Here is a 22,850-nt window from a genome sequence, read left to right as displayed (position 1 = left end):
GGGGACGACGGGCCTTCCGTCAATGATTGTTCGGCGGTGACCTACTCTCCCACCCGGCCTCCCGAGCAGTACCATCGGCGCTGGAGAACTTAGCTTCCGGGTTCGGAATGGGACCGGGCGTACCCTCTCCGCCAAAACCACCGAAACACTATCGAGTTATCGACACCACTCCCCCCACGGCGAGTGGGGGGTGGTCTGCCGTTCCTCGGGAACCGCACAGTGGACGCGTAGCATCTTTGTAGGACAAGCCCTCGGCCTATTAGTACCAGTCAGCTCCACACATTGCTGTGCTTCCACATCTGGCCTATCAACCCGATCATCTCTCGGGGGCCTTACCAGGTTAACCCTGTGGGAGACCTCATCTCGAAGCGAGCTTCCCGCTTAGATGCTTTCAGCGGTTATCCCTTCCGAACGTAGCCAACCAGCCATGCCCCTGGCGGGACAACTGGCACACCAGAGGTTCGTCCGTCCCGGTCCTCTCGTACTAGGGACAGCCCTTCTCAAGACTCCTACGCGCGCGGCGGATAGGGACCGAACTGTCTCACGACGTTCTAAACCCAGCTCGCGTACCGCTTTAATGGGCGAACAGCCCAACCCTTGGGACCTACTCCAGCCCCAGGATGCGACGAGCCGACATCGAGGTGCCAAACCTTGCCGTCGATATGGACTCTTGGGCAAGATCAGCCTGTTATCCCCGGGGTACCTTTTATCCGTTGAGCGACGGCGCTTCCACAAGCCACCGCCGGATCACTAGTCCCTGCTTTCGCACCTGCTCGACCCGTCGGTCTCACAGTCAAGCTCCCTTGTGCACTTGCACTCGACACCTGATTGCCAACCAGGCTGAGGGAACCTTTGGGCGCCTCCGTTACTCTTTAGGAGGCAACCGCCCCAGTTAAACTACCCACCTGACACTGTCCCTGATCCGGATCACGGACCCAGGTTAGACATCCAGCACGACCAGAGTGGTATTTCAACAGTGACTCCCCTGAAACTGGCGTCTCAGGTTCACAGTCTCCCACCTATCCTACACAAGCCGGACCGAACACCAATATCAAGCTGCAGTAAAGGTCCCGGGGTCTTTCCGTCCTGCCGCGCGTAACGAGCATCTTTACTCGTAGTGCAATTTCGCCGAGTCTGTGGTCGAGACAGCAGGAAAGTCGTTACGCCATTCGTGCAGGTCGGAACTTACCCGACAAGGAATTTCGCTACCTTAGGATGGTTATAGTTACCACCGCCGTTTACTGGCGCTTAAGTTCTGAGCCTCGCCCCGAAGAGCTAACCCGTCCCCTTAACGTTCCAGCACCGGGCAGGCGTCACTCCGTATACATCGCCTTACGGCTTCGCACGGAGCTGTGTTTTTAGTAAACAGTCGCTTTCCCCTGGTCTCTGCGGCCCCCACCAGCTCAGACAGCATGTGTCATCACCGGTAGTGGCCCCCCTTCTCCCGAAGTTACGGGGGCATTTTGCCGAGTTCCTTAACCACAGTTCACTCGATCGCCTCGGTATTCTCTACCTGACCACCTGTGTCGGTTTCGGGTACGGGCGGCCCTGGCACTCGCTAGAGGCTTTTCTCGACAGCATGGGATCATCCACTTCGCCACAATCGGCTCGGCATCACGTCTCAGACACATGCCAGGCGGATTTGCCTACCTGACGTCCTACACGCTTACCCCGGGACAACCACCGCCCGGGATGGACTACCCTCCTGCGTCACCCCATCGCTTACCTACTACCCACCAAGATCCCCACCACCGAGGCAACCCGAAGGCCACCACGACAGAAGGTTAGTACAGCAGGGTTCGGTACTGGCGCACCAGCGCCGGTACGGGAATATCAACCCGTTATCCATCGACTACGCCTGTCGGCCTCGCCTTAGGCCCCGACTCACCCTGGGCGGACGAACCTGCCCCAGGAACCCTTGGTCATCCGGCGGACGGGATTCTCACCCGTCATTCGCTACTCATGCCTGCATTCTCACTCGCGTGGCATCCACGGCTGGGTCACCCCGCCGCTTCACACGCCACACGACGCTCCCCTACCCACCCACACACCTGAACCACCCCCAAAGGAGACAGTTAGGCAAACATGTGAGTGCCGCAGCTTCGGCGGTACGCTTGAGCCCCGCTACATTATCGGCGCGGAATCACTTGACCAGTGAGCTATTACGCACTCTTTCAAGGATGGCTGCTTCTAAGCCAACCTCCTGGTTGTCTGTGCGACTCCACATCCTTTTCCACTTAGCGTACGCTTAGGGGCCTTAGCTGGCGATCTGGGCTGTTTCCCTCTCGACTACGAACCTTATCGCCCGCAGTCTCACTGCCGCGCTTCACTTACCGGCATTCGGAGTTTGGCTGAGTTCAGTAAGCTTGTAGGCCCCCTAGCCCATCCAGTGCTCTACCTCCGGCAAGAAACACACGACGCTGCACCTAAATGCATTTCGGGGAGAACCAGCTATCACCGGGTTTGATTGGCCTTTCACCCCTACCCACAGCTCATCCCCCAGTTTTTCAACACTGGTGGGTTCGGTCCTCCACACGGTCTTACCCGCGCTTCAACCTGGCCATGGGTAGATCACCCGGCTTCGGGTCTTAGACATGCGACTGAAACGCCCTGTTAGGACTCGCTTTCGCTACGGCTACCCCACACGGGTTAACCTCGCCACACACCGCAAACTCGCAGGCTCATTCTTCAAAAGGCACGCCGTCACCAGACCGAAGCCCAGCTCCGACGGATTGTAGGCACACGGTTTCAGGTACTATTTCACTCCCCTCCCGGGGTACTTTTCACCTTTCCCTCACGGTACTAGTCCGCTATCGGTCACCAGGGAGTATTTAGGCTTAGCGGGTGGTCCCGCCAGATTCACACGGAATTTCACGGGCTCCGTGCTACTTGGGATACAACTCGGGAGGCGCCATGTTTTCGTCTACGGGGCTGTTACCCGCTACGGCGACCCATTCGCATGGTCTTCGACTAACACGACGCTTTATAACTCCCTGACAGTTCGGCAGAACCATCCGAGCCGTCCCACGACCCCTGTTCCGCAACGCCTGCCGGCTATCACACGAAACAGGTTTAGCCTAGATCCGTTTTCGCTCACCACTACTCACGGAATCACGGTTGTTTTCTCTTCCTGCGGGTAATGAGATGTTTCACTTCCCCGCGTTCCCTCCACACACCCTATGAGTTCAGGTGCGGGTGACAGGACTTAGCATCCTGCCGGGTTCCCCCATTCGGAAATCCTCGGATCACAGCTCGGTTGACAGCTCCCCGAGGCATATCGCAGCCTCCCACGTCCTTCATCGGCTCCTGGTGCCAAGGCATCCACCGTGCGCCCTTAATAACTTGGCCACAAAGATGCTCGCGTCCACTGTGCAGTTCTCAAAGAACGGACGACCCCAACCCCACACCCAGACCGCCACCCCACCCGGGGCCGATGTCTGGAAGGACTGGTCCGTACCGCAGCCAACCCCCGAACCCCCCCCACAAGAGGAAGGACCCGGGGGTCGATGGCCACCGAAGAAACGATTTCCGCTCCCTCAGGACCCAACAGCGCACCACACGAAACCGCCTCCCCACCAGCCGGCACGTTCCACCCCCACCCCGAAGGACAGGGAGTACTAGCCACCACCTGGCCGCAGGACGGCCTCTGAAGTCAGCATTCCACGCCACTGAGCTAACCAGCCCGGCATGCACAGCCAGGAACCGGCCCCGCGGACAAACCACGGGATGCTCCTTAGAAAGGAGGTGATCCAGCCGCACCTTCCGGTACGGCTACCTTGTTACGACTTCGTCCTAATCGCCGGTCCCACCTTCGACGGCTCCCTCCACAAGGGTTAGGCCACCGGCTTCGGGTGTTACCGACTTTCATGACGTGACGGGCGGTGTGTACAAGGCCCGGGAACGTATTCACCGCAGCAATGCTGATCTGCGATTACTAGCGACTCCGACTTCACGGGGTCGAGTTGCAGACCCCGATCCGAACTGAGACCGGCTTTTTGGGATTCGCTCCACCTCGCGGTATCGCAGCCCATTGTACCGGCCATTGTAGCATGTGTGCAGCCCAGGACGTAAGGGGCATGATGACTTGACGTCGTCCCCACCTTCCTCCGAGTTGACCCCGGCAGTCTCCTATGAGTCCCCGACATAACTCGCTGGCAACATAGGACAAGGGTTGCGCTCGTTGCGGGACTTAACCCAACATCTCACGACACGAGCTGACGACAGCCATGCACCACCTGTACGGGACCCCTAAGGACCCACCATCTCTGATGGATTTCCCCGCATGTCAAGCCCTGGTAAGGTTCTTCGCGTTGCATCGAATTAAGCCACATGCTCCGCCGCTTGTGCGGGCCCCCGTCAATTCCTTTGAGTTTTAGCCTTGCGGCCGTACTCCCCAGGCGGGGCGCTTAATGCGTTAGCTGCGGCACGGAGGCCGTGGAAGGTCCCCCACACCTAGCGCCCAACGTTTACGGCGTGGACTACCAGGGTATCTAATCCTGTTCGCTCCCCACGCTTTCGCTCCTTAGCGTCAGTTCCGGCCCAGAGACCCGCCTTCGCCACCGGTGTTCCTCCTGATATCTGCGCATTTCACCGCTACACCAGGAATTCCAGTCTCCCCTACCGGACTCTAGCCTGCCCGTATCGACTGCAGGCCCGGGGTTGAGCCCCGGGTTTTCACAGCCGACGCGACAGGCCGCCTACGAGCTCTTTACGCCCAATAATTCCGGACAACGCTTGCACCCTACGTATTACCGCGGCTGCTGGCACGTAGTTGGCCGGTGCTTCTTCTGCAGGTACCGTCACTTGCGCTTCGTCCCTGCTGAAAGAGGTTTACAACCCGAAGGCCGTCATCCCTCACGCGGCGTCGCTGCGTCAGGCTTTCGCCCATTGCGCAATATTCCCCACTGCTGCCTCCCGTAGGAGTCTGGGCCGTGTCTCAGTCCCAGTGTGGCCGATCGCCCTCTCAGGCCGGCTACCCGTCGTCGCCTTGGTGGGCCACTACCCCACCAACAAGCTGATAGGCCGCGGGCCCATCCCAAGCCAATAAATCTTTCCACACCACCAGATGCCCGAAGGTGTGAATATCCGGCATTAGCCCCGGTTTCCCGGAGTTATTCCAGAGCCTGGGGCAGGTTGCCCACGTGTTACTCACCCGTTCGCCGCTGACCCGAAGGTCCGCTCGACTTGCATGTGTTAAGCACGCCGCCAGCGTTCGTCCTGAGCCAGGATCAAACTCTCCATCGATGCTCTAAAACTCCCTCGATGGGAGAAACCCCGACAAAATATGGACACAGATCCGTAGATCGTCCATCAAATGCCAAAGGAACCTTACAAACCCCCACAGACAACACCAGCACCAGACCATCCAGGCCCGACACCAGCACCACCCGCGGAACGGGGTCAAAATATGGCACTGACTTCTATGGCACGCTGTTGAGTTCTCAAGGAGCGGACGCATGAACCGGATCCACACCCTGCTGGGCACTTCACCGGCGCGTACCGGTTGGAGCCGGTCCCACGCTACCACTAGTTCCCGGCCCGAAGGCCGGAGGTGCTTCCCGCACCCGGCTTCCCGGCTGCGGAACATTTCGTACTTTACGGAGCTTCTTAAGGGCTGTCAAATCCCGCCGCTGGCTGGATTTGGCACCGCCTCGCCGTGTCCGAGAACTTACCAGATGGTCTCATCAAGCGAGTCTCGCGACTCTCCCGTGGATTTTTCTGACCTATCACCCGGTACGGCGCCCCGATGTCGGTTCACTCCGGCAAAGCCGGTTGCCCGCCACTTTCGAGGTCTGGAGCACCTTACCCCACCCCGTTTTGTCGGCTTCATCGGGGCCCGATGTCACGGTGCTCCGGCGACGATGCCGACCCCGGCCGCCGCGGCTCGCGCCGTGGCTGGTGAGGCGAAGGGCAACGTTACACCCCGGCAAACGGAGTTTGTCGGGGGGGTGATGTGACGGTCCGCACCCGGCACGAGGCATGCACGCGCCGACGCTCCGCCGTCGCTCCACGGACGGCCGTCCCATGGCGGTCGGCCGGTCGGGCGGTCGGGCGCCGGCACGCTCCCGCCGCCCGGCCTCCCGCACACCTGTGTGCGGACCTCCCGCGCGTCCGTCATCCGCGCGATCCGCGCGCCGGTCATCGCGCTTCCTCGGCGCGGTCCGGGAGCTGGTTGGAGCGGATTCCCGCCGGAGCCTCAGCACTCCGCCGCCCAGCGCGGGCGCCGGCGGCGCCCGCGCTGGGCGGGGTCGCAGCTTCAGGCCACCGCGGGCCCCCAGGCAGCGGCACGTGCCGCCACGTCCGCCATGGGCCGCCCGCGATCCGTCGGTCCGCCGCGATTCGTTGCGCCCGCCGTCCAGCGCGAGGCCCCCGATGCCCTCGCCGGGACGCGGCGGCCTTCGGGCTGACCCAGGGCAGGGCCCCCGGGAGCGCTCGCCTAGAGTCGGCTCCCTGGCTACGGCGCGCCTCCAGCAACCGACTCGGCCAGATGTCAACCGCCCGCGCTGCGCCGGTACCCCCGTTCCCAGTCGCCATCCATCAAGGGCGCGGTCACGGCACAGGACGCTGGGCGGTAGGCACTAGGCGCTAGGGCCATGGCGCCGGGCGGCGGCACTGACCGGTGGCCGGCGGCCTCGACCGGGCCATGACACAGTCCGGCGACGGTGGGCAATGGCGGGAAAAGAACGTCAACGACGAGCGTCAAAGAAAACATCAGAGCAACGAACGAACGGACGAGCGGCCGGTGACAAGCCGATGAGCGACGTCGTGGGTACACACGTGCGCACCAACCGGGAGCGCTGGAACGAGATATCCGACGACTACCAGCGCTTCAACGCCCCCCGGATCCGCGGCCAGGCATTCACCGGGGACGTCGCCTGGGGGCTGTGGGGGCTGCCCGAGTCGGAGCTGAACATCTTCGGCGACGTCGCCGGGCTCGATGTACTGGAGATGGGCTGCGGCGGCAGCCAGTGGTCCACGGCGCTCGCCCGCCGCGGCGCCAGCCCCGTCGGCCTGGACCTGTCCGAGCGCCAGCTGCAGCACAGCCTGCGCCTGCAGCGCGAGACCGGGCTGACATTCCCGCTCGTGCAGGCGAGCGCCGAGGAGGTCCCGTTCGCCGACGGCTCGTTCCACATCGTGTTCGCCGACCACGGCGCGTTCTCGTTCGCCGACCCGCGCCGCGCGATCCCGGAGGCTGCCCGAATTCTGCGCGTCGGCGGCCTGCTGGCGTTCAGCCACATCAGCCCGCTGTACGAGATCACCGTCGAGGCGGGCAGCGACCGCGCGGGCCGCAAACTGGCCAGGGACTACTTCGACCTGCGGATGTTCGCCGACGCCGACGGGCTCGTCAGCGCCAACCTCCCGTATGGCGAGTGGATCAGGCTGTTCCGCTCCTGCGGACTGGCCGTCGAGGACCTTCTGGAAACCCGCCCGAAGGACGATCCGACCCTGAGTGGCCGCCAACGCTCGGACAACGAGTGGGCGCGCCGCTGGCCCTCGGAGTGCATCTGGCGCCTCCGCAAGACCACCACCTGAGACCTCCCACAGGCTTGGACGTCAAGCCGCGCGCCCTATGCGAAGACGATCGTTGTGTTGCTGTGGACGATGACGCGGTCCTGGAGGTGCCAGCCGACGGCGCGCGCGAGCACGGCCCGTTCGACGTGCCGGCCGATCCGGCGCAGGTCGGCGACTTGGTGGCGATGGTCGACCCGTTCGATGTCCTGCTCGATGATCGGCCCGGCGTCGAGTTCGGCGGTCACGTAGTGCGCCGTCGCGCCGATCAGTTTCACTCCGCGCCGGGCGGCCGCGCTGTACGGGTCGGCGCCGACGAACGCCGGCAGGAAACTGTGGTGGATGTTGATGATCCGGTCGGGGAGCGCCGCGAGGAACCGCGGGGTGAGGACCTGCATGTAGCGGGCGAGCACCACCAGGTCGACCTGGCCCGCGAGCAGTGCCAGCGCCTGCCGCTCCGCCTCGCCCCGGGTCTGCGGCGTCACGGGAATGTGGTGGTACGGGATTCCCCAGCCCGCCGCGGCATCACCCAGGTCCGGATGGTTGGAGACCACCATCCGCACGTCCATCTCCAGCTCGCCCGAGTGGGTCCTCCACAGTAGTTCCTGCAGCGCGTGGTCCGCCTTCGACACGAAGATCGCCACCCGCTGGCGCACCGCCGGCGTGGCCACCCGCCAGCGCATCGCCGCGCCCGCCGAGAGCCGCGCCAGTCCCTCCTCGATCGCGGGCAGTTCGCCCGCGAGGTCCTCGCGGTGGAACTCGATCCGCAGGAAGAAGGTGCCGCCGAACGGGTCGGTGGAGTACTGCTGCAGCTCGGTGATGTTCGCGCCGTGCCGGAACAGCAGGCCCGAGATTGCGGCGACGATGCCGGGCCGGTCCGGGCAGGTGACCAGCACCCGCCCGATGTCCCGGTACCGCTCGGCATGGGCGGCCACAGCCGCCGGCGTCACCAGCGGCCTCGCGCCGCCGCGCGCGACAGCCCCGCCCCCGCCCCCGCCCGTCGCCCCTCCGGTCATTTCCTCATCGTCGCCCTCTCGCCTGCCTCGGCGGGAGTTCCCACGCCGCCGGTGCGAAGGAGAAACGAAGGAGGAAGGAGGGCTGACGGGTGCCGACGTGCCGCCGCGCACAGGCCAGACGGGCCATGACCAACGGGCCGTGGTTCCCGGTTTGGCGCGGTCACGGCGGGGCTAGGTGCTCAGTAGACGGAACGTCAGCGTGGCCCGGACCCGGAGGATTCACATGACCACTGGCGGCGCGGTAAGCCAGATCGTCGTCGGCATCGACGGCTCGGAGGGCTCGCTCGAGGCCCTGCGCTGGGCGGCCCGCGAGGCCGAGCTGCATGGCGCGGAGCTGCTCGTGCTGATGGCCTGGCAACTGCCGGTCGTCGGCCCCTACCTGCCTGCCATGCCGCTGGACGCGGGCGTCTGGGAGGAGGGTGCCCGTCAGGGGCTCGATGGGGCGCTGGCCGCGGTGTTCGGGGACAAGCTGCCCGACGGGGTGCGCGCCGAGCTGCGCCACGGCCTGCCGGCGTCCGTCCTCGTCGAGGCCGGCAAGCACGCGGACCTGGTGGTCGTCGGCTCGCGCGGGCACGGCGGCTTCGTCAGCGCCCTCCTCGGATCCGTCAGCACGGCGGTCATCCACCATGCGACCGGTCCGGTTCTCGTCGTCCGACCGCGGCCCGAGCACGACGCGAGCTCCAGTCACTGACACGACGAACCCCGCGGGCAGCGTCGTGATCCCCGGCCCCTGCAGCCGCCTGGCAGACATCCCACGGGCTCCGATGTCCAGCAGCGCGGCGGCCCACGACGCCACTCCGGCGACCAGTAAGCGCAACCCAGCCACAACAAGTGACGGCGCATCGGCGCAGCACCAGCCCAGCCACATCGACAGCCCGGTCCAGGCCCTACCACCGCCACATGCCAGGGGCCCGGCACCACGCGAGGAGGGCGCCCAGCGCCCGACACGGGCGAGCGCGTCCAGCGCCTCGCCCGCCACCGGAGCCGGTATTCCGCTTGTGTCCAACCGCCGCATCCCAGCCCATCCGACTGTTAATGTGACTGTCGTCACAGTAATGCCAGGGGGTCGCCGTGAATCCCGCTATGCACGCCGCCGTCACACCGGGCAGGCCCGCGGTCGTCATGGCCGGCTCGGGGGCGACGCTGACCTACCGTGAGCTGGACGAGCGCTCGGCCCGGTTCGCGAACGTCCTGGCCGCGGCGGGGCTGCGGCGCGAAGACGGGATCGCGCTGCTGGCGGAGAACGACCTGCACTGTTTCGAGGTCTACTGGGCCGCCTTACGCAGCGGGCTGTACGTGACCCCCGTCAACTGGCACCTCTCCCCGTCCGAGGTCGCCTACATCGTCGATGACTGCGAGGCGGCGGCGCTGATCGTCTCCTCGCACCACCGCGAGCTCGCGGCCCGGATCGTCGGGGCGACCCCCCGGGTCCGGCACCGCTACATCTTCGCCTCGACGGGCGAGCCGGCCGCCGGCGCCGCCGGCCAGCCGAGCGGCCAGCTCGACGGCCACGAGGACTACGAGCGGGCGGTCGCGGGCGCGCCGGCCGAGCGCCCCGAGGTCGAGTGGGCCGGCGCCGACATGCTCTACTCGTCCGGCACCACCGGCCGGCCCAAGGGCATCCGCCCGCCGCTCCCCCAGCACCGCATCGACAGGCCCGGGATGATCCTGCCGCCGATGCTGCAGATGCAGTACGGGATGGGCGCGGACACGGTCTACCTGTCACCGGCGCCGGCCTACCACGCGGCCCCGCTCCGGTTCGGCGCCGCGGTGCAGGCCCTCGGCGGCACGGTCGTGATGATGGAACGGTTCGAGCCGGCGGCCGCGCTCACGGCGCTGGAGAAGTACCGGGTGACGCACAGCCAGTGGGTGCCGACGATGTTCGTCCGCATGCTGAAGCTGCCCGCGGCCGAGCGGGAGCGTTCCGGCCTGTCGGCCCACCGGGCGGCGATCCACGCCGCCGCGCCGTGCCCGCCCGACGTGAAACGGGCGATGATCGACTGGTGGGGGCCGATCCTGCACGAGTACTACGCCGCCACCGAGGCGTCGGGCATCACGTTCGTCTCGTCCCAGGAGTGGCTGGAGCGGCCGGGAACGGTCGGGCGGTCCGCGCTCGGCGTCGTCCACATCTGCGCCGAGGACGGCCGGGAGCTGCCGACGGGCGAGGACGGCGTCGTCTACTTCGAGCGTGAGGCCCTGCCGTTCACGTACCACGGCGACCCGGCCGCGACCGCCGCCGCGCAGCACCCGCGGCACCCGACCTGGACGACGGTCGGCGATGTCGGCCACCTCGACGCGGACGGCTACCTCTACCTCACCGACCGGGCGACGTTCATGATCATATCCGGCGGGGTGAACATCTACCCACAGGAGATCGAGAATGTGCTCGCCCTGCATCCGAAGATCCTCGACGTCGCGGTCATCGGCATTCCCGACCCGGACCTGGGCGAGCGGGTGCACGCCGTCGTCGAGCCGGCCCCGGGCGTCGAGCCGGGCCCGGGCCTCGCCGACGAGCTGATCGCCTGCGTCCGGGACCGGATCGCCCACTACAAGGCTCCGCGCGGCGTCGACTTCGTCGACGAGCTGCCGCGCACGCCGACCGGCAAGCTGCGCAAGAACCTCCTCCGCGAGCACTATCGGTCCGCAACCGCGGCCACCGGTTGAGCCAACCAAGTGCCCGTAAGTCGTCGATCGACTACGGTTTAGCCGTCCGGACCGGAGATCAACGACGGGGTGATGGTGAATGACGTCGGACGGACAGGCCCAGCAGGCACGCAAGACCGTGGCCGAGCCGGCGGTCGGCATCGACTTCGGGACCACCAACTCGGCCGTCGGCATCTTCGAGCGCGGCCGGGTCCGGCTCGTGCCGAACGCCGAGGGAACGCTGACCACGCCCAGCGTCGTCGCCTTCGTCGCCGACGGGCCGCCGCTGGTCGGCGCCGCCGCCCTGCGCCAGGCGGTCACCAATCCCAAGCACACGATCCGGTCCGTCAAGCTGCGGCTGGGCAGCGACTGGTCGCACGAGCACGACGGCACCCGCTACTCCGCCGAGGAGGTCGCCGCGCTCGTGCTGAGGCGGCTGCACGCGGACGTGCGGGAGTACGCCGGCACGAGCATCGGCACCGCCGTCCTGACCGTTCCCGCCTACTTCAGCCACGTGCAGCGCCGCGCCCTGGAGGACGCCGCGCGGATGGCCGACATCGAGGTCGCGAGGATCGTCAGCGAGCCGACCGCCACCGCCATCGCCCACGGCCTGCACCGCGCGCAGGAGGAGCGAAGCCTCGTCTTCGACCTCGGCGGCGGCACGTTCGACGTCTCGCTCGTCGAGATCGGCGCCGGCGTCTGCGAGGTGAAGGCGACAGCCGGGGACAACCACCTCGGCGGCGACAACTGGGACCAGGCCATCGTCGGCCATTTCGTCGCCCTGCTCCGGGAGCGGCACGGACTGGACATCAGCCAGGACCTGACGGCGCTGGCCCGGCTGCGGGAGGCCGCGGAGACCGCGCGGATCGACCTGTCCGCGGCGACCACGGCGAATGTCTACCTGCCGCACCTCGCCCGTGCCGGCGACGGCTTCGCGCACGTCGACGTGGCCCTGACCCGGAACGAGCTCGAGACCATCACCCAGTCCACCCTGGAACGCTGCCGCGGGCCCTTCGAACGGGTGCTGCGCGACGGCGCGTTACGGGCCAGTGAGATCGACCACGTGATTCTGGTGGGCGGCGCCGCCCGGATGCCGGCCGTGGGCGGGCTCGTCCAGAAGCTCGCCGGGAAACCGCCGTTCCGCACCATCTCCGAAGGCGTCGTGACGGGCGCCGCCCTTCAGGCGGCCGGCCTCACCGGGCAGGTCAAGGACCTCCGCCTGCGCGACGTCATCCCGGCGTCGGTGGGCGTCGAACAGGTCGGCGGGCTGTATCTCCCCGTCATCCAGCGCAACACGACCGTGCCGACGCGGCGCCATCAGCTGCTCACGACCGCCGTCGACAACCAGACCTCGCTCACCGTGCTGGTCGTGGAGTCCGAGGAGGACCGGGCCGGCCGGGACGACGCGATTCCCCTCGCCAGGCTCGACGTCACCGGCCTGGCCCCGGCACCGGCGTTCGCGCACCGGATCGACGTCGCCTTCGACGTCGACGCGGGCGGCACGCTGCGGGTGACCGCCACCGACCTGGGGACGGGGCGCGCCGAGTCCCGCGTCATCGACCGTGCCAGCGCCCGGGCGGCGACCCGCGCACGGCGCCTCAACGGCATCGACGGCGGTCCCGTCTTCGAGAACCTGCCCATCGTCACGACGACCGTCGCCTACCCGCTGGGCGTCGAGATCGCCGGGGGCAGGTTCCGCGAGGTCATCACGGCCCACAAGTCCGTACCGGTCCGCGAGACGGTCCTCGTGACGAACGCGGCGGACGACCTGGACAGCATCACCGTCCACATCGTGGAGGACGGCGGCTACTTCGTGCCCGGGGGCACCTTCCGGCGCGTCCGGCAGTTCGAGCTGACGGACCTCACGGCGACCGCGGCGCGAACGGCCCGCGTCGAGATCGTCCTGGCGGTCGACCGGCGGCGCCAGCTCACCATCCACGCCCGGGACCTGGCGGGCGACAGCGAGCACACCGAGCGCGTCGATCTCGCGACGACGTTCCAGGACCCGACCACCCTCGGCCCGACCGGCTCGGCCACCAACCTCCCACTCGTGTTCTAGCCCGGCGCGCGGCTTCGCGCCTCTAGCGCCCGGGGCGCGGGGCGACGAGCAGGGCCTGGGCGCCGACGCCGACCGGGCCGTCGAGGTCGGACAGCACGGTGGTGGCCAGGCCGGCGCCGCCGGGGCTGATCGCCGTCGTCGCGTCGACGCAGATCCACTCGCCGACCGGCTCGCGGTGCAGGTGCACGGTGAGCTCCGGGTTGATGAAGTACGTCGTCAGGAAGTCGGTCTCGCTGGAGATCCCGTTGCCGTTGTCGGCGAGCGCCAGCACGCGCTGCAACGGGCTGGTCTCCTCGCCGGCGACGAGCGGGTAGCTCAGCCGTCCCCACAGCGCGGCCGGCCCGGGCACGCTCATCCGGCCCCGGCCGGCCGAGCGCCACTCGATCGCGCTCGCGAACCCGCGCATGCGTCCCGGCCCGGGCGCGCGCGGCGGCGGCGCCTCCGGCAGCGGCGGGGGCGCCGGGTGGCGCGGTGGCGCGCCCGCGCCCTCGGCGCGCCTGACCCGCCAGGCGGTGGCGCGGGCGACGTCCCGGCCGCCGGCGGTGAGCACCGCCTCGACCAGCTCGACGCTGCGCCCCGGCCGGACCACCTCGGACCGCAGGCTCAGCTCGCCGACGGGCACCGGCCCGAGCAGCTCGGTGGTGAACCGCGCGATCATCATGTCCGGCCGCGGCGCGGTCCGCTCGACTGCTCGGACGAGCAGCGCGCTCGGCGGCCCGCCGTGCTGGGCGGCCGGGTCCCAGGGCCCGGCCGTGTGCCCGGTCGCGAGCCAGCGCCCGTCGCCCAGGTCGACATACAGACTCGCGGCCGGTGCCGTGGGCGGCGGACCGCCCGGCACCACGGAGGGCTCGCTCGTCGTCGACACGCCGCCGTCAGACACGGCCCGACGTTAGGCCGCTTCCGTCCGACCCCCCCAGCCGGGTGATCCGCATCACAGCCGACTGGCCGACCGGGCCCGGACGCTACTCGTCAGCCATGCCGGTCGCCGTTGAGGCCACGGCAGGGACGGGGACAGGGACCACGGTGGGAGCGGGCAGCGGCGGCAAGGGCAACGGGAGGGCCGGGAGGCCGTCGATGCTCTGGCCGTTGAAGTCCTTCGCCTCGCAGTACGCGGCGAACTCCTCGTCGGTCTTGCGTCCGAAGTACTCGCCGTGCAGCGCGCGGTCCCCGACCGGCTCCATCAGTGGCACCTTGTATCCGCAGCTGTCGCTGACCTGCTCGGCCGTCACCACGATGACGGCGCGCACCGACGGCTGGTCCCGCAGGGGGAAGCGGGCGAGCAGCGCGCCGAACCGCGGGTCGTCGCGGAACACCACGTCGCCGCGCCCGTGCACCCGCACGATCTTCGGCGGCCCCCAGAACGCGCACCACATGAGCGTGATCCGCCCGTTCTCCCGCAGGTGCGCGATCGTCTCGGCGTGGCTGCCGCCCAGGTCCAGGTAGGCCACCGTGTGCTCGTCGAACACCGCGAACGTGTCCGCCCCGCCCTTCGGGGACAGGTTCACGTGCCCGTCCCCGGACAGCGGCGCCGTGGCCACGAAGAACACCGGCTGCGCCTCGACGAAGTCCCGCAGCCGCCCGTCGATCCGCTCGTAGACCTTCCCCATGCCTCGATCCTCGCTCCGCCGAGCGGCGCCGTCGCCCGATTTCCGTTGTCGCCGACACCTATGACAGAGCTGTCGTCGTTGTGACGTTCATCGGTGGGCGATGTTGGGCATGGTCAGGTCGCATGGTCGATCGACCTGGCGCCGACGCGGCGCCAGGGCGCGGCCGGATGGCTCTCGGAAGGGGCGCAGGCGGCGTGGACCACGACACCTTCAGCACCGTGGCACTGGTCATCCTGACCGTGTTTGGTCTGGTCGCCCTCGCCCTCGCGGGCGCAGGCGCGTACGTGCTCGTCAAGTACCGGGTACCGTTGCGCGGCGTCGTCACCGCCGTCGGCGCCCTCGCCTACCTCGTGTCCCCGGTCGACGCCGTACCGGAGGCACTGTTCGGCCCGTTCGGGCTCGTCGACGACGGCGGTGTCCTGCTCGCCGCGGCGCTGTATGTCGCCCGGCTGGTCGCCGCCCGGCGCGCGGCGGCGCCGGACTCGGTGATCGACGGCGAGGTCGTCCACGACACGCGCCGGACGCCTCGCGACCGCCGCCGCATCGGGAGCTGACCCCCGCTTCGGTCCTTCCGCCTCAGGGACCGGGCGGCCGTGGCTCAGGGGCGGGGAGGCCGCGGGCCCGGCTTGGCGAGGCTAGCCAGGTAGCGGTTGTAGGCCTCGAACTCGTCGTCCTCGCCGCTGTCCATGCGAGCGTCCTTGGCGCGGCCGTGGCGCTCCTCGGTGCGCGCCCACTGGAAGAACAGGGCGGCGAGCACCGCCAGCGACGGCAGCTCCCCGAAGCTCCACGCCATGCCGCCGCCGACCTGCTGGACGTCGAGCAGCGAGCCGCCCCACGGCCGGTCGAGCAGCCGGTAGTACGACGCGCCGATCACCTCGTTGGACATCATCAGGATCACGCCGAAGAACGTGTGCACCGCGGAGGCGAGGAACAGCAGCACGATCCGCGCCGGGTACACCGGCCGGCGCGGCCCCGGGTCAACGCCGATGAGCAGCCAGAAGAACAGGTACCCGACGACGAGGAAGTGGCACATCATCGCCAGGTGCGCGAGATGGTTGCGAAGCACCCAGCCGTACAGCGGCGTCAGGTACAGCACATACAGCGACACCGAGTACAGGGTGAACGTCACGACCGGGTGGGAGACGAACGCCAGCCAGCGGCTGTTCACGATCCGCAGCAGCCAGGCCCTGGCGCTGCGGGTGGTACCGGTGACCCCGGTCGGCAGCGCGCGCAGCGCGAGCGTCACCGGCGCGCCGAGCACCAGCAGCACCGGGGCCAGCATCATCAGCAGCAGGTGCTGGGCCATGTGCACGCTGAACAGCACCCGGCCGTAGGGGCCGAGCCCGCTGCTGGTCGCGAACGCGATGACGGCGAGCCCCATCAGCCAGCTGACGGTGCGCCCGACAGGCCAGGACGCGCCGGCGCGGCGCAGGCGGATGACCCCGGTCAGGTACAGCCAGGCGCCCAGCAGGACCACCGTGAGGAACAGCAGGTCGGGACGGGCCCCGGTGACGATCCGGCCCGCGGTGAACGGCGGCGGCATCGGGTAGCCGAGGAGCGAGACCACCGGGTCGTCGGTCGCCACGCCGTCGGCGCCCGCCGGCGTCGGGGTGCGGGACAGGCCGGCGCCGAGCGCGATGGCGACACCCATCACGGCGACCTCGGCGGCGCCGAGCCGCAGGAACGGCCGGCGCCGCCCGGGTGAGGCGGCGAGGCGACGGATCGTGAACCGCCGGTGCGCCGCGCCGAGGCCGGCGAGCACGACGAGCGCGACCGCCTTCGCGATCACCAGGTTGCCGTAGCGACTGTCGAGCAGCGCGCTCCAGCTGGCCACCCGGACGTACGCGTTGACGACGCCGCTGATGGCGACGACGACGAGGCAGAGCCCCGCGATCCCGCTGTAGCGGGTGACGGCGGTGACCAGCTCGCGCCCGCCCAGCCGGCGCCCGCCGGCGAGCAGCGCGGCGAGCCCGCCGACCCAGGCCGACACCCCGAGAACGTGCAGCCCGCCGCTGACGGTCGCGAGATCATGGCCGCCGGAGCCGTGCGCGTGACCAGTCATCGCGACCGGGAGCAGGGCGCCGAGCGCCAGCACCGCGAGCCACGCCGACGTGTCCAGCCTGCGGGCCACCCCGGCGCCGATGGCGATCGCGAACGCGAGGCCCGCGACGATCAGCAACGCCCGCGGCTGCGGCACCGCGTCGATGACGTTGCCGACGTTGTGGCGGCTCAGCGCGCCCGGCAGCGGGCGCCCGATCAGGTCGGAGACGGTGAACGCGAACTGGGCGAGCGAGGCCACGCACCAGACCCAGGCGGCGGCGGACGCCCAGCGCAGCATCCTCCTGCCGGCCGCCCCCGGCTTCCCGCCGGCCGCCGGGAAGAGGAACGCGGCGGCGAGCAGCGCCCCGACCGTGGCGACGCCGGCCGTGTCGCACAGCAGCCGGCTGATCGGCAGCCCCCAGCCGGTGAACAGTCCAGGGTCGGCCCCGGCGAGTTCGGCCGGAAGCCGCTTCGGCGCGCCGCCGCCCGCCTTGAGCACGACGACGAGCGTCACGAGCATCGCGACGGCGCCCGCGGCCACGCCGGCGATCGCCGGCCACCGTCCCGAGCCGCCCTCGGCGCCGCCGTCGCCCTCGCCTTCTCCGCCCGTCTCCCGGGGCGTGCCGATGGCGGCGGGCGGCGTGGCTGGCGTGCCGGCAGTCGGGTCAACGGGCGGGGCGCCAGCCGAAGCGGCGACCGTGGTGGGTGTCTCGGTAATCCCGGCCACGGCGGCGTCCGCGTACGCGGCGGGTACGGCGGGAGAGCGGTCCGGCACGGAACCGTCAGCGGAGATGGCCGTGGCGGCGTCGGCCGGACCGGCGTCCGTCAGACCAGCGTCCGTCAGACCAGCGTCGACCGCGCCGGCGTCCGTCGGGTCCGTGTCGGCCAGGCCGGTGCCCGCGGCGGCCGGCGCCTGCTCAGGTCCCATCGGTACTCCCCTGCCTGCGCCTGGCCAGCACCGCGATGACCGCGCCGCCGGCGGCCAGCACGCCGGCGCCGACCGCGACCCCCACGATCAAGCCCGTGGACCATCCGCCGTTCCCGCTCACGTCTTCCCCGGCATTCGTCAGCGTGGTCGTGCCGCTGGTCGGGTCACCGGCCACCGCCGGGGTTGCCGTCGGTATCGAGGCCGGGCCGGTGGAGGCGCTCGCGGCGGACGGCCTCGGCGAGGGCTGGCCCGTCGCGGCCGTCGCGGTGAAAGTGATCTCGCCGCTGACCGGGTGGCCGTCCGCGGAGACCACCCGGTAGGCGAGCCGGTAGGTTCCCGCCGGCCGGTTGGCGGCCAGCGGCTGGGTGACGGTCGCGCCGTCGAGGACCGCCTCGCCCGCGGCGACGCTGGCGCCGGCGGGCCCCTCGACCGCGACCGCGCCCAGGCCCAGCAGATGCTGGGCGAACAGCAACTCGACATGATCGGGCGCGGTCGGGACGGTCTCGCCGTTGGCCGGCGTGCTCGACGTCAGCTGGGTGTGCGCACTCGCGGGCGACGCCCCGGCGAGGATCGCGAGCGTCGCCAGCCCACCCACCAGGGCGGCGGCGAGGACGGCCGTGCCAGGGGCCCGTCGCCGGTGGGGAGGTCTCACGCCGAGGGCCTCGGCGAGGCTCCCTCGCCGTCCGGCAACGACTCCGCGCATCGGCGACTCCAGCCCCAGCCCCGCCAGGCGCGGCGGCGGCGGGCTCGGCTCCAGGGCCGCACCGCCACCGTTCACACCCACGCTCGCTTCTACGTCACGTCGAAGATACCTGGCCCGTCGTCGCCCTCCGCTACCGCCAGAGGACGGCGATCAGCACGTTGACGAGGGCAAGGCCGCCGGCCAGGTTCACCGGCGCCCGCAGGTCCACCGCCCGCGCCGCCGGCACGGTGCCGGCGCTCGCGCTCGCGCTGGCGCTGGCGCTGGCAAGCGCGGGCAGCGCCCGCTCCTCGTCGTCGCGCCGCAGTCCAAGGTAGGCGACGGCGAAGACCGCCAGCGCGACGACCAGCTTCACGCCGATCTTGGCGTTGTCGACGTCGTGGTCGACCGCGCCCGACGACGCCAGCCCCACCAGCACCGGCCCGCTGATCACCTGGGTGACCGCGCCGTACACGACCACCGCCGGCACTCGCGGCCGGACGGCCCCAAGCTGCGTCAGCCACCCCCCGACGACAGCGGCCATCCCGACCAGGTGCACGACCACGATGAGATCCCAGACCGTCTCCATGCGCGTCACGCTATCTTCTACGCACCGTAGAAGCGACGCCGGCCGCGCGCCGGATGGCTGCCCTCAGGGATGGCCGCGCGAGCGCGGCCGTCACGGCCGCCCAGCAGCGCCGCGAGCGCCGGGAGCATGGCCCGCAGCGCCGCACCGACGCCAGGATGCCCGCCGTCGGCGCCGGCCGCCCAAGGTCGCGGGGGATGAGTGAGTACGTCGGCGGGAGGTCCGGCCGGGGCGAGCCGGCGCGGTCATTTCGTCCCGGTGGCGGAAACGATTGCCGCGCTTGGTCTTTTGTAGGGTGGCTCACGGGCCGGGCACGGGCGCTCGGACGAGCTCGGTCGCGAGGAGACACGGGTGTGGCCAGGCAGAGCGCGGGCGGGGAAGACGACCTCGCGTCCGACCGTGAGTCGGCAACGAGCGGCGACGTCGCGGGTCGGGCCGATGTCGCCCGGGAGGCGGCCGAGCTCGCCCGCGGTACGGCGCAGATAATTCCCGAAGGCGGCCTGGAAGCCAGGCTCGCCGAGGCAAGATCGGCACGGCGGCCGCTGCGGGTGAAACTCGGCGTCGATCCGTCAGGGTCGGATCTCACCCTCGGCCACGCCGTGGTGCTCCGCAAGCTTCGCCAGTTCCAGGACCATGGGCATATCGCGGTTCTGATCGTCGGGGACTTCACCGGACAGATCGGTGATCCGACCGGCCGGACACAGACCCGGAAGGCGCTCTCCGCGGACCGGACGAGAGCGAACGCACAGACCTACCTCCGGCAGGCTCTGAAGATCCTCCGCGAGGACCAGCTCGAGCTTCGTTACAACTCCGACTGGCTCGCCAAGATGAGCCTCGTCGAGGTGCTGGAGACGAGCCGGCTGCTCACGGTCGCCCGCCTGCTGGAGCGGGACGACTTCGCCCGGCGATACCAGGCCGGACTGCCGATAAGCCTCATGGAGTTCATGTACCCGATGCTCCAGGGAATGGACTCGGTCGCGATCCGGTCCGACATCGAGATAGGCGGCACCGACCAGACCTACAACAACCTGGTCGGCCGGACCCTGCAGAAGGAAGCCAACCAGAATCCGCAGCTGATCCTGACAATGCCGTTGCTGCGCGGGACCGACGGTGCCGAGAAGATGGGGAAGTCGCTCGGCAACTGGATTTCGCTGAACGATTCACCGGACGATCAGTATGGCAAGGTCATGTCGATCGCCGATGACCTTCTGACCCACTATGCCGAGCTGTGCTGCAACTGGGACGCCGGCACCCTGGACACGTTCACCGAGTCGGCTCGCGCGAAGCCGATGGAGGCGAAGCTCGCGCTGGCCCGAAGGATCGTCGAGCTGTACCACGGTGCCGCTGCCGCGCAGGACACCGCTCGTCGTTTCGACGAGCGGTTCCGCCGCCGCAGGCTGCCGGTCGACGCTCCGGAGTTCTCCATCGCCCAGTTCAGCGACAAGGTTGACATCGTCGATCTGCTGTGTGCGGCCAACCTTGCCGCGTCGAAGAGCGAGGCTCGCCGCCTGCTCGCCGCCCAGGCGATCCGGCTTGACGGCGACAAGGTGTCGCCCGAACCCGCGCCACTCACCGTGCAGGCGTTGGACGGGAAGATTCTCCAGCGTGGCAAACTACGCGCGGTGCGCCTGCTGGGCGCCGGCTCGGCTCAGGCCGGTCAATAGCGGCGGCCAGCCCGCCCGCTCCGGGACCTCGCGGTTGGGCCAGTGTTCGCGAAAGGGGTTCCAGGCCGCCGGTTCCCTGGTCGGACAGGATCTGTCGCACAACGCCGAAAAACTGATCCGGATGGGTTTTCGGCAGGAAGTGGCCCCCGGGAAGCTCGAATATCTCAAAACGAGCCGTTGTCCGTTCCCGCCAGGCGACGACGTCCTCCCGCGACAGGGATGGGTCGGCGCAGCCATGTATCGCGGTGATCGGGCAGGGCAGTCCCGGTGCGGACGTGTACCGGTGACGGTTGCGGCCGTTGAGGCCACGACGGTGCAGACCGTGATCACCGATCTGATCGCTGCAGCGCCATCAGCGGGACTGCCGCAGAGTACTGTTGAGCGTTCCGCCGCACGAGAGCACACATGCACGGGCACGCGAATGTGGGAACGACGACAGTCCCGAAGGAGACAGCGCGCCCGATGATCGCGCCGCCCGCGACCACGATGGCGCGGACGCCGTGGGGGGACGCGCGCGGGGTGGATCTGGGCGCGGTGCGGGTGTGGCGCGGGCTGCCGTATGCGGCGGCGCCGGTCGGGCCGGCGCGGTTCCGGCCGCCGCGGCCGCCCGAGCCGTGGGCGGGCGAACGCGACTGCTCGGCGTTCGGCCCGACGAGCCCGCAGCTGCGGCTGCCGGGGCTTCGCGGACCGGGACGGCGCGCCCGGGCGCCACGCGGCTCCGAGGACTGCCTCTACCTCAACGTCTGGTCACCGGAGCCCGGGCCCGGCGGGCAGCAGCGGCCAGTGCTGGTGTGGATCCACGGCGGCGGCTTCGTCAGCGGCGCCGGCAGCTCGTTCGACGGGGCGCGCCTGGCCGCCCGCGGCGACGCCGTCGTCATCACGATCAACTACCGGCTCGGCCCGTGGGGCCACCTCGACCTGGCGCCGGACGAGCCGGCGCCGGGCAACGAGCCGAGGGGTGTCAACCTGGCGCTGCTCGACCAGATCGCCGCGCTGCGCTGGGTGCGCGACGCGGTGGGCGCGTTCGGCGGCGACCCGGGGCGGGTGACCGTCTTCGGGGAGTCCGCCGGGGCGATCTACATCGGCGGGCTGCTGGCCGCGCCCGCCGCCCGCGGGCTGTTCCACCGGGCGGTGCTCCAGAGCGGCGCGGCCCATCACGTCCGCGGCCTCGCCGCCGCCCAGGCCGTCCGCCGCCGCCTGGTCGAGCATCTCGGCCGCCCACCGGCCGAGGCGTCGACGGCCGATCTGGTCCGCGCAGGCGAGGCGCTGCTCGTCACGTCGAACGACCCGTTCCTGCAGACCGTCGACGGCGTGGTGCTGCCCGAGCCGCCGATGGAGGCGATCGCGGGCGGGTCGTGCCGGGACGTGCCGCTGCTGGTCACGTGGTGCCGCGACGAGATGGAGCTGTTCCTGACGCTCGCCCCGGACGTGGTGCCGGCGGCCGAGGAGGCGCGGGTACGGGCGGCGCTCGGCGGCGACCAGTGGCGGCGCCTGCTCGCCCGCTACGCCGAGGACCACGGCGCCCGCGCCCGCTCCGCGCTGCTGACCGACGCGGCGTTCGCCATGCCGGCGGCGCGCCTCGCCGACGCCGCGCACGCCGCGGGCGGCCGCGTCTGGATGCTGCGCTTCGACCACCTCGACCACCTCGGTGACCACGTGCGAGTCCCACACGGTGCCGACCTTCCGCTGACCTGGGGGCGGGCCGACGCCGCGAGCCCCGACCCGGCCCGGCGGGCCGCCGCGCTGTGGCAGGACGCCCTGCTGGCGTTCGCCCGCGCGGGCGACCCGGCCACCCCGGGCCTGCCGCTCTGGCCCCGCCACGACCCCGACCGCCGGCCGGTCCTGCTGCTGACTACCTCGCCGCGGGTCGTCGACCGCCCCGGCGAGCGCCGCGACGCCGCTTGGACCGGCCTGCCGCTGCCCTAGTCAGCCCCGCGCCGCGAACCGTGGCCGACGGCAGTGCCCCGCAACATCGAGGGGAAGGGTCCCGGGAGCGGCGAGCGGGAGAGCGGGAAGATGCGCCGGGTCACGGGATCAAGGGGTACGCCGGGCGGCGGCCTGTTGTTGCTCGTGTGTGACAGGTAGCTCAAGACGCGATAAATCCTGCCGGCCGGGTGAA

Annotated in this window: 13 protein-coding genes and 3 rRNA genes; 7 read left to right on the top strand and 9 right to left on the bottom strand. The window is 69.7% G+C overall.

Annotation, left to right across the window (positions count from 1 at the left end; genetic code table 11):
• Window positions 1-28: 28 nt before the first annotated feature.
• The 3 genes from rrf to QOZ89_RS36495 form a co-directional block, all read right to left on the bottom strand.
• Window positions 29-145 (bottom strand): 5S ribosomal RNA (rrf, locus tag QOZ89_RS36505).
• Window positions 146-239: 94 nt separating this feature from the next.
• A 23S ribosomal RNA gene (locus QOZ89_RS36500) occupies window positions 240-3,348 on the bottom strand.
• Between the two features lie 389 nt (window positions 3,349-3,737).
• Window positions 3,738-5,244 (bottom strand): 16S ribosomal RNA (locus tag QOZ89_RS36495).
• The 16S, 23S and 5S rRNA genes sit together here, the layout of an rRNA operon.
• Before the next feature lie 1,509 nt (window positions 5,245-6,753).
• Between QOZ89_RS36495 and QOZ89_RS36490 the strand changes: the two genes are divergently transcribed.
• On the top strand, window positions 6,754-7,533 hold the full coding sequence (locus QOZ89_RS36490; RefSeq protein ID WP_071051973.1) for a class I SAM-dependent methyltransferase: 780 nt from the start codon (window positions 6,754-6,756) through the stop codon (window positions 7,531-7,533).
• A gap of 35 nt (window positions 7,534-7,568) precedes the next feature.
• Here QOZ89_RS36490 and purU read toward each other — a convergent pair whose 3' ends face one another.
• Window positions 7,569-8,525, bottom strand: coding sequence for a formyltetrahydrofolate deformylase (purU, locus tag QOZ89_RS36485; RefSeq protein WP_241842135.1), 957 nt, complete (start codon window positions 8,523-8,525; stop codon window positions 7,569-7,571).
• Between the two features lie 223 nt (window positions 8,526-8,748).
• Between purU and QOZ89_RS36480 the strand changes: the two genes are divergently transcribed.
• The 3 genes from QOZ89_RS36480 (at window position 8,749) to QOZ89_RS36470 (ending at window position 13,227) form a co-directional block, all read left to right on the top strand.
• On the top strand, window positions 8,749-9,216 hold the full coding sequence (locus QOZ89_RS36480; RefSeq protein ID WP_071051974.1) for a universal stress protein: 468 nt from the start codon (window positions 8,749-8,751) through the stop codon (window positions 9,214-9,216).
• Between the two features lie 392 nt (window positions 9,217-9,608).
• On the top strand, window positions 9,609-11,189 hold the full coding sequence (locus QOZ89_RS36475; RefSeq protein ID WP_071051975.1) for an acyl-CoA synthetase: 1,581 nt from the start codon (window positions 9,609-9,611) through the stop codon (window positions 11,187-11,189).
• A 79-nt stretch (window positions 11,190-11,268) separates the two neighbouring features.
• Window positions 11,269-13,227: an Hsp70 family protein gene (locus QOZ89_RS36470; protein WP_071051976.1), complete on the top strand. Its 1,959-nt coding sequence runs from the start codon at window positions 11,269-11,271 to the stop codon at window positions 13,225-13,227.
• A 22-nt stretch (window positions 13,228-13,249) separates the two neighbouring features.
• Here QOZ89_RS36470 and QOZ89_RS36465 read toward each other — a convergent pair whose 3' ends face one another.
• Both QOZ89_RS36465 and QOZ89_RS36460 read right to left on the bottom strand, forming a co-directional pair.
• The gene (locus tag QOZ89_RS36465) at window positions 13,250-14,107 is read right to left on the bottom strand and encodes a thioesterase family protein (protein ID WP_241842136.1); all 858 of its coding nucleotides are present in this window, start codon (window positions 14,105-14,107) and stop codon (window positions 13,250-13,252) included.
• An 82-nt stretch (window positions 14,108-14,189) separates the two neighbouring features.
• Window positions 14,190-14,834 (bottom strand): pyridoxamine 5'-phosphate oxidase family protein, encoded by a 645-nt coding sequence (locus QOZ89_RS36460; RefSeq protein WP_071051977.1) that lies wholly within the window; start codon window positions 14,832-14,834, stop codon window positions 14,190-14,192.
• A 194-nt stretch (window positions 14,835-15,028) separates the two neighbouring features.
• On the opposite strand from QOZ89_RS36460, the gene QOZ89_RS36455 reads away from it, so the two are divergent.
• Window positions 15,029-15,388: a YkvA family protein gene (locus QOZ89_RS36455; protein ID WP_083419474.1), complete on the top strand. Its 360-nt coding sequence runs from the start codon at window positions 15,029-15,031 to the stop codon at window positions 15,386-15,388.
• A gap of 44 nt (window positions 15,389-15,432) precedes the next feature.
• On the opposite strand, the gene QOZ89_RS36450 is transcribed toward QOZ89_RS36455, so the two are convergent.
• From QOZ89_RS36450 to QOZ89_RS36440, 3 genes are read right to left on the bottom strand one after another with little or no spacing between them, the layout of a single operon-like run.
• Window positions 15,433-17,802, bottom strand: a complete 2,370-nt coding sequence (locus QOZ89_RS36450) for a bifunctional copper resistance protein CopD/cytochrome c oxidase assembly protein (protein ID WP_312628449.1) — start codon at window positions 17,800-17,802, stop codon at window positions 15,433-15,435.
• Window positions 17,792-18,586, bottom strand: coding sequence for a copper resistance CopC family protein (locus QOZ89_RS36445; RefSeq protein WP_083419476.1), 795 nt, complete (start codon window positions 18,584-18,586; stop codon window positions 17,792-17,794). The genes QOZ89_RS36450 and QOZ89_RS36445 overlap by 11 nt, the downstream gene beginning before the upstream one ends.
• 49 nt (window positions 18,587-18,635) lie before the next feature.
• Complete coding sequence (locus tag QOZ89_RS36440; protein ID WP_312628455.1) at window positions 18,636-19,070, bottom strand: hypothetical protein; 435 nt, start codon at window positions 19,068-19,070, stop codon at window positions 18,636-18,638.
• Between the two features lie 350 nt (window positions 19,071-19,420).
• Between QOZ89_RS36440 and tyrS the strand changes: the two genes are divergently transcribed.
• Entirely contained in the window at window positions 19,421-20,731 is a 1,311-nt protein-coding gene (gene tyrS, locus QOZ89_RS36435) for a tyrosine--tRNA ligase (protein WP_312628447.1), read from the top strand.
• Window positions 20,732-21,193: 462 nt separating this feature from the next.
• Complete coding sequence (locus QOZ89_RS36430; RefSeq protein WP_071051979.1) at window positions 21,194-22,657, top strand: carboxylesterase/lipase family protein; 1,464 nt, start codon at window positions 21,194-21,196, stop codon at window positions 22,655-22,657.
• Window positions 22,658-22,850: the final 193 nt, after the last annotated feature.

Source organism: Pseudofrankia coriaricola (assembly GCF_032027725.1).
GTDB lineage: Bacteria > Actinomycetota > Actinomycetes > Frankiales > Frankiaceae > Pseudofrankia.
This window is presented reverse-complemented; position numbering and strand designations above follow the sequence as displayed.

What these genes read in the sequence shown, in the direction of transcription:
- QOZ89_RS36475 (WP_071051975.1), top strand. Translation starts at nt 9,609, where the DNA reads ATGCACGCCGCCGTCACACCGGGCAGGCCCGCGGTCGTCATGGCCGGC.
- QOZ89_RS36470 (WP_071051976.1), top strand. Translation starts at nt 11,269, where the DNA reads ATGACGTCGGACGGACAGGCCCAGCAGGCACGCAAGACCGTGGCCGAG.
- QOZ89_RS36460 (WP_071051977.1), bottom strand. Translation starts at nt 14,834, where the DNA reads ATGGGGAAGGTCTACGAGCGGATCGACGGGCGGCTGCGGGACTTCGTC.
- QOZ89_RS36430 (WP_071051979.1), top strand. Translation starts at nt 21,194, where the DNA reads ATGATCGCGCCGCCCGCGACCACGATGGCGCGGACGCCGTGGGGGGAC.
- QOZ89_RS36440 (WP_312628455.1), bottom strand. Translation starts at nt 19,070, where the DNA reads ATGGAGACGGTCTGGGATCTCATCGTGGTCGTGCACCTGGTCGGGATG.
- purU (WP_241842135.1), bottom strand. Translation starts at nt 8,525, where the DNA reads ATGACCGGAGGGGCGACGGGCGGGGGCGGGGGCGGGGCTGTCGCGCGC.
- QOZ89_RS36490 (WP_071051973.1), top strand. Translation starts at nt 6,754, where the DNA reads ATGAGCGACGTCGTGGGTACACACGTGCGCACCAACCGGGAGCGCTGG.
- QOZ89_RS36450 (WP_312628449.1), bottom strand. Translation starts at nt 17,802, where the DNA reads ATGGGACCTGAGCAGGCGCCGGCCGCCGCGGGCACCGGCCTGGCCGAC.
- QOZ89_RS36480 (WP_071051974.1), top strand. Translation starts at nt 8,749, where the DNA reads ATGACCACTGGCGGCGCGGTAAGCCAGATCGTCGTCGGCATCGACGGC.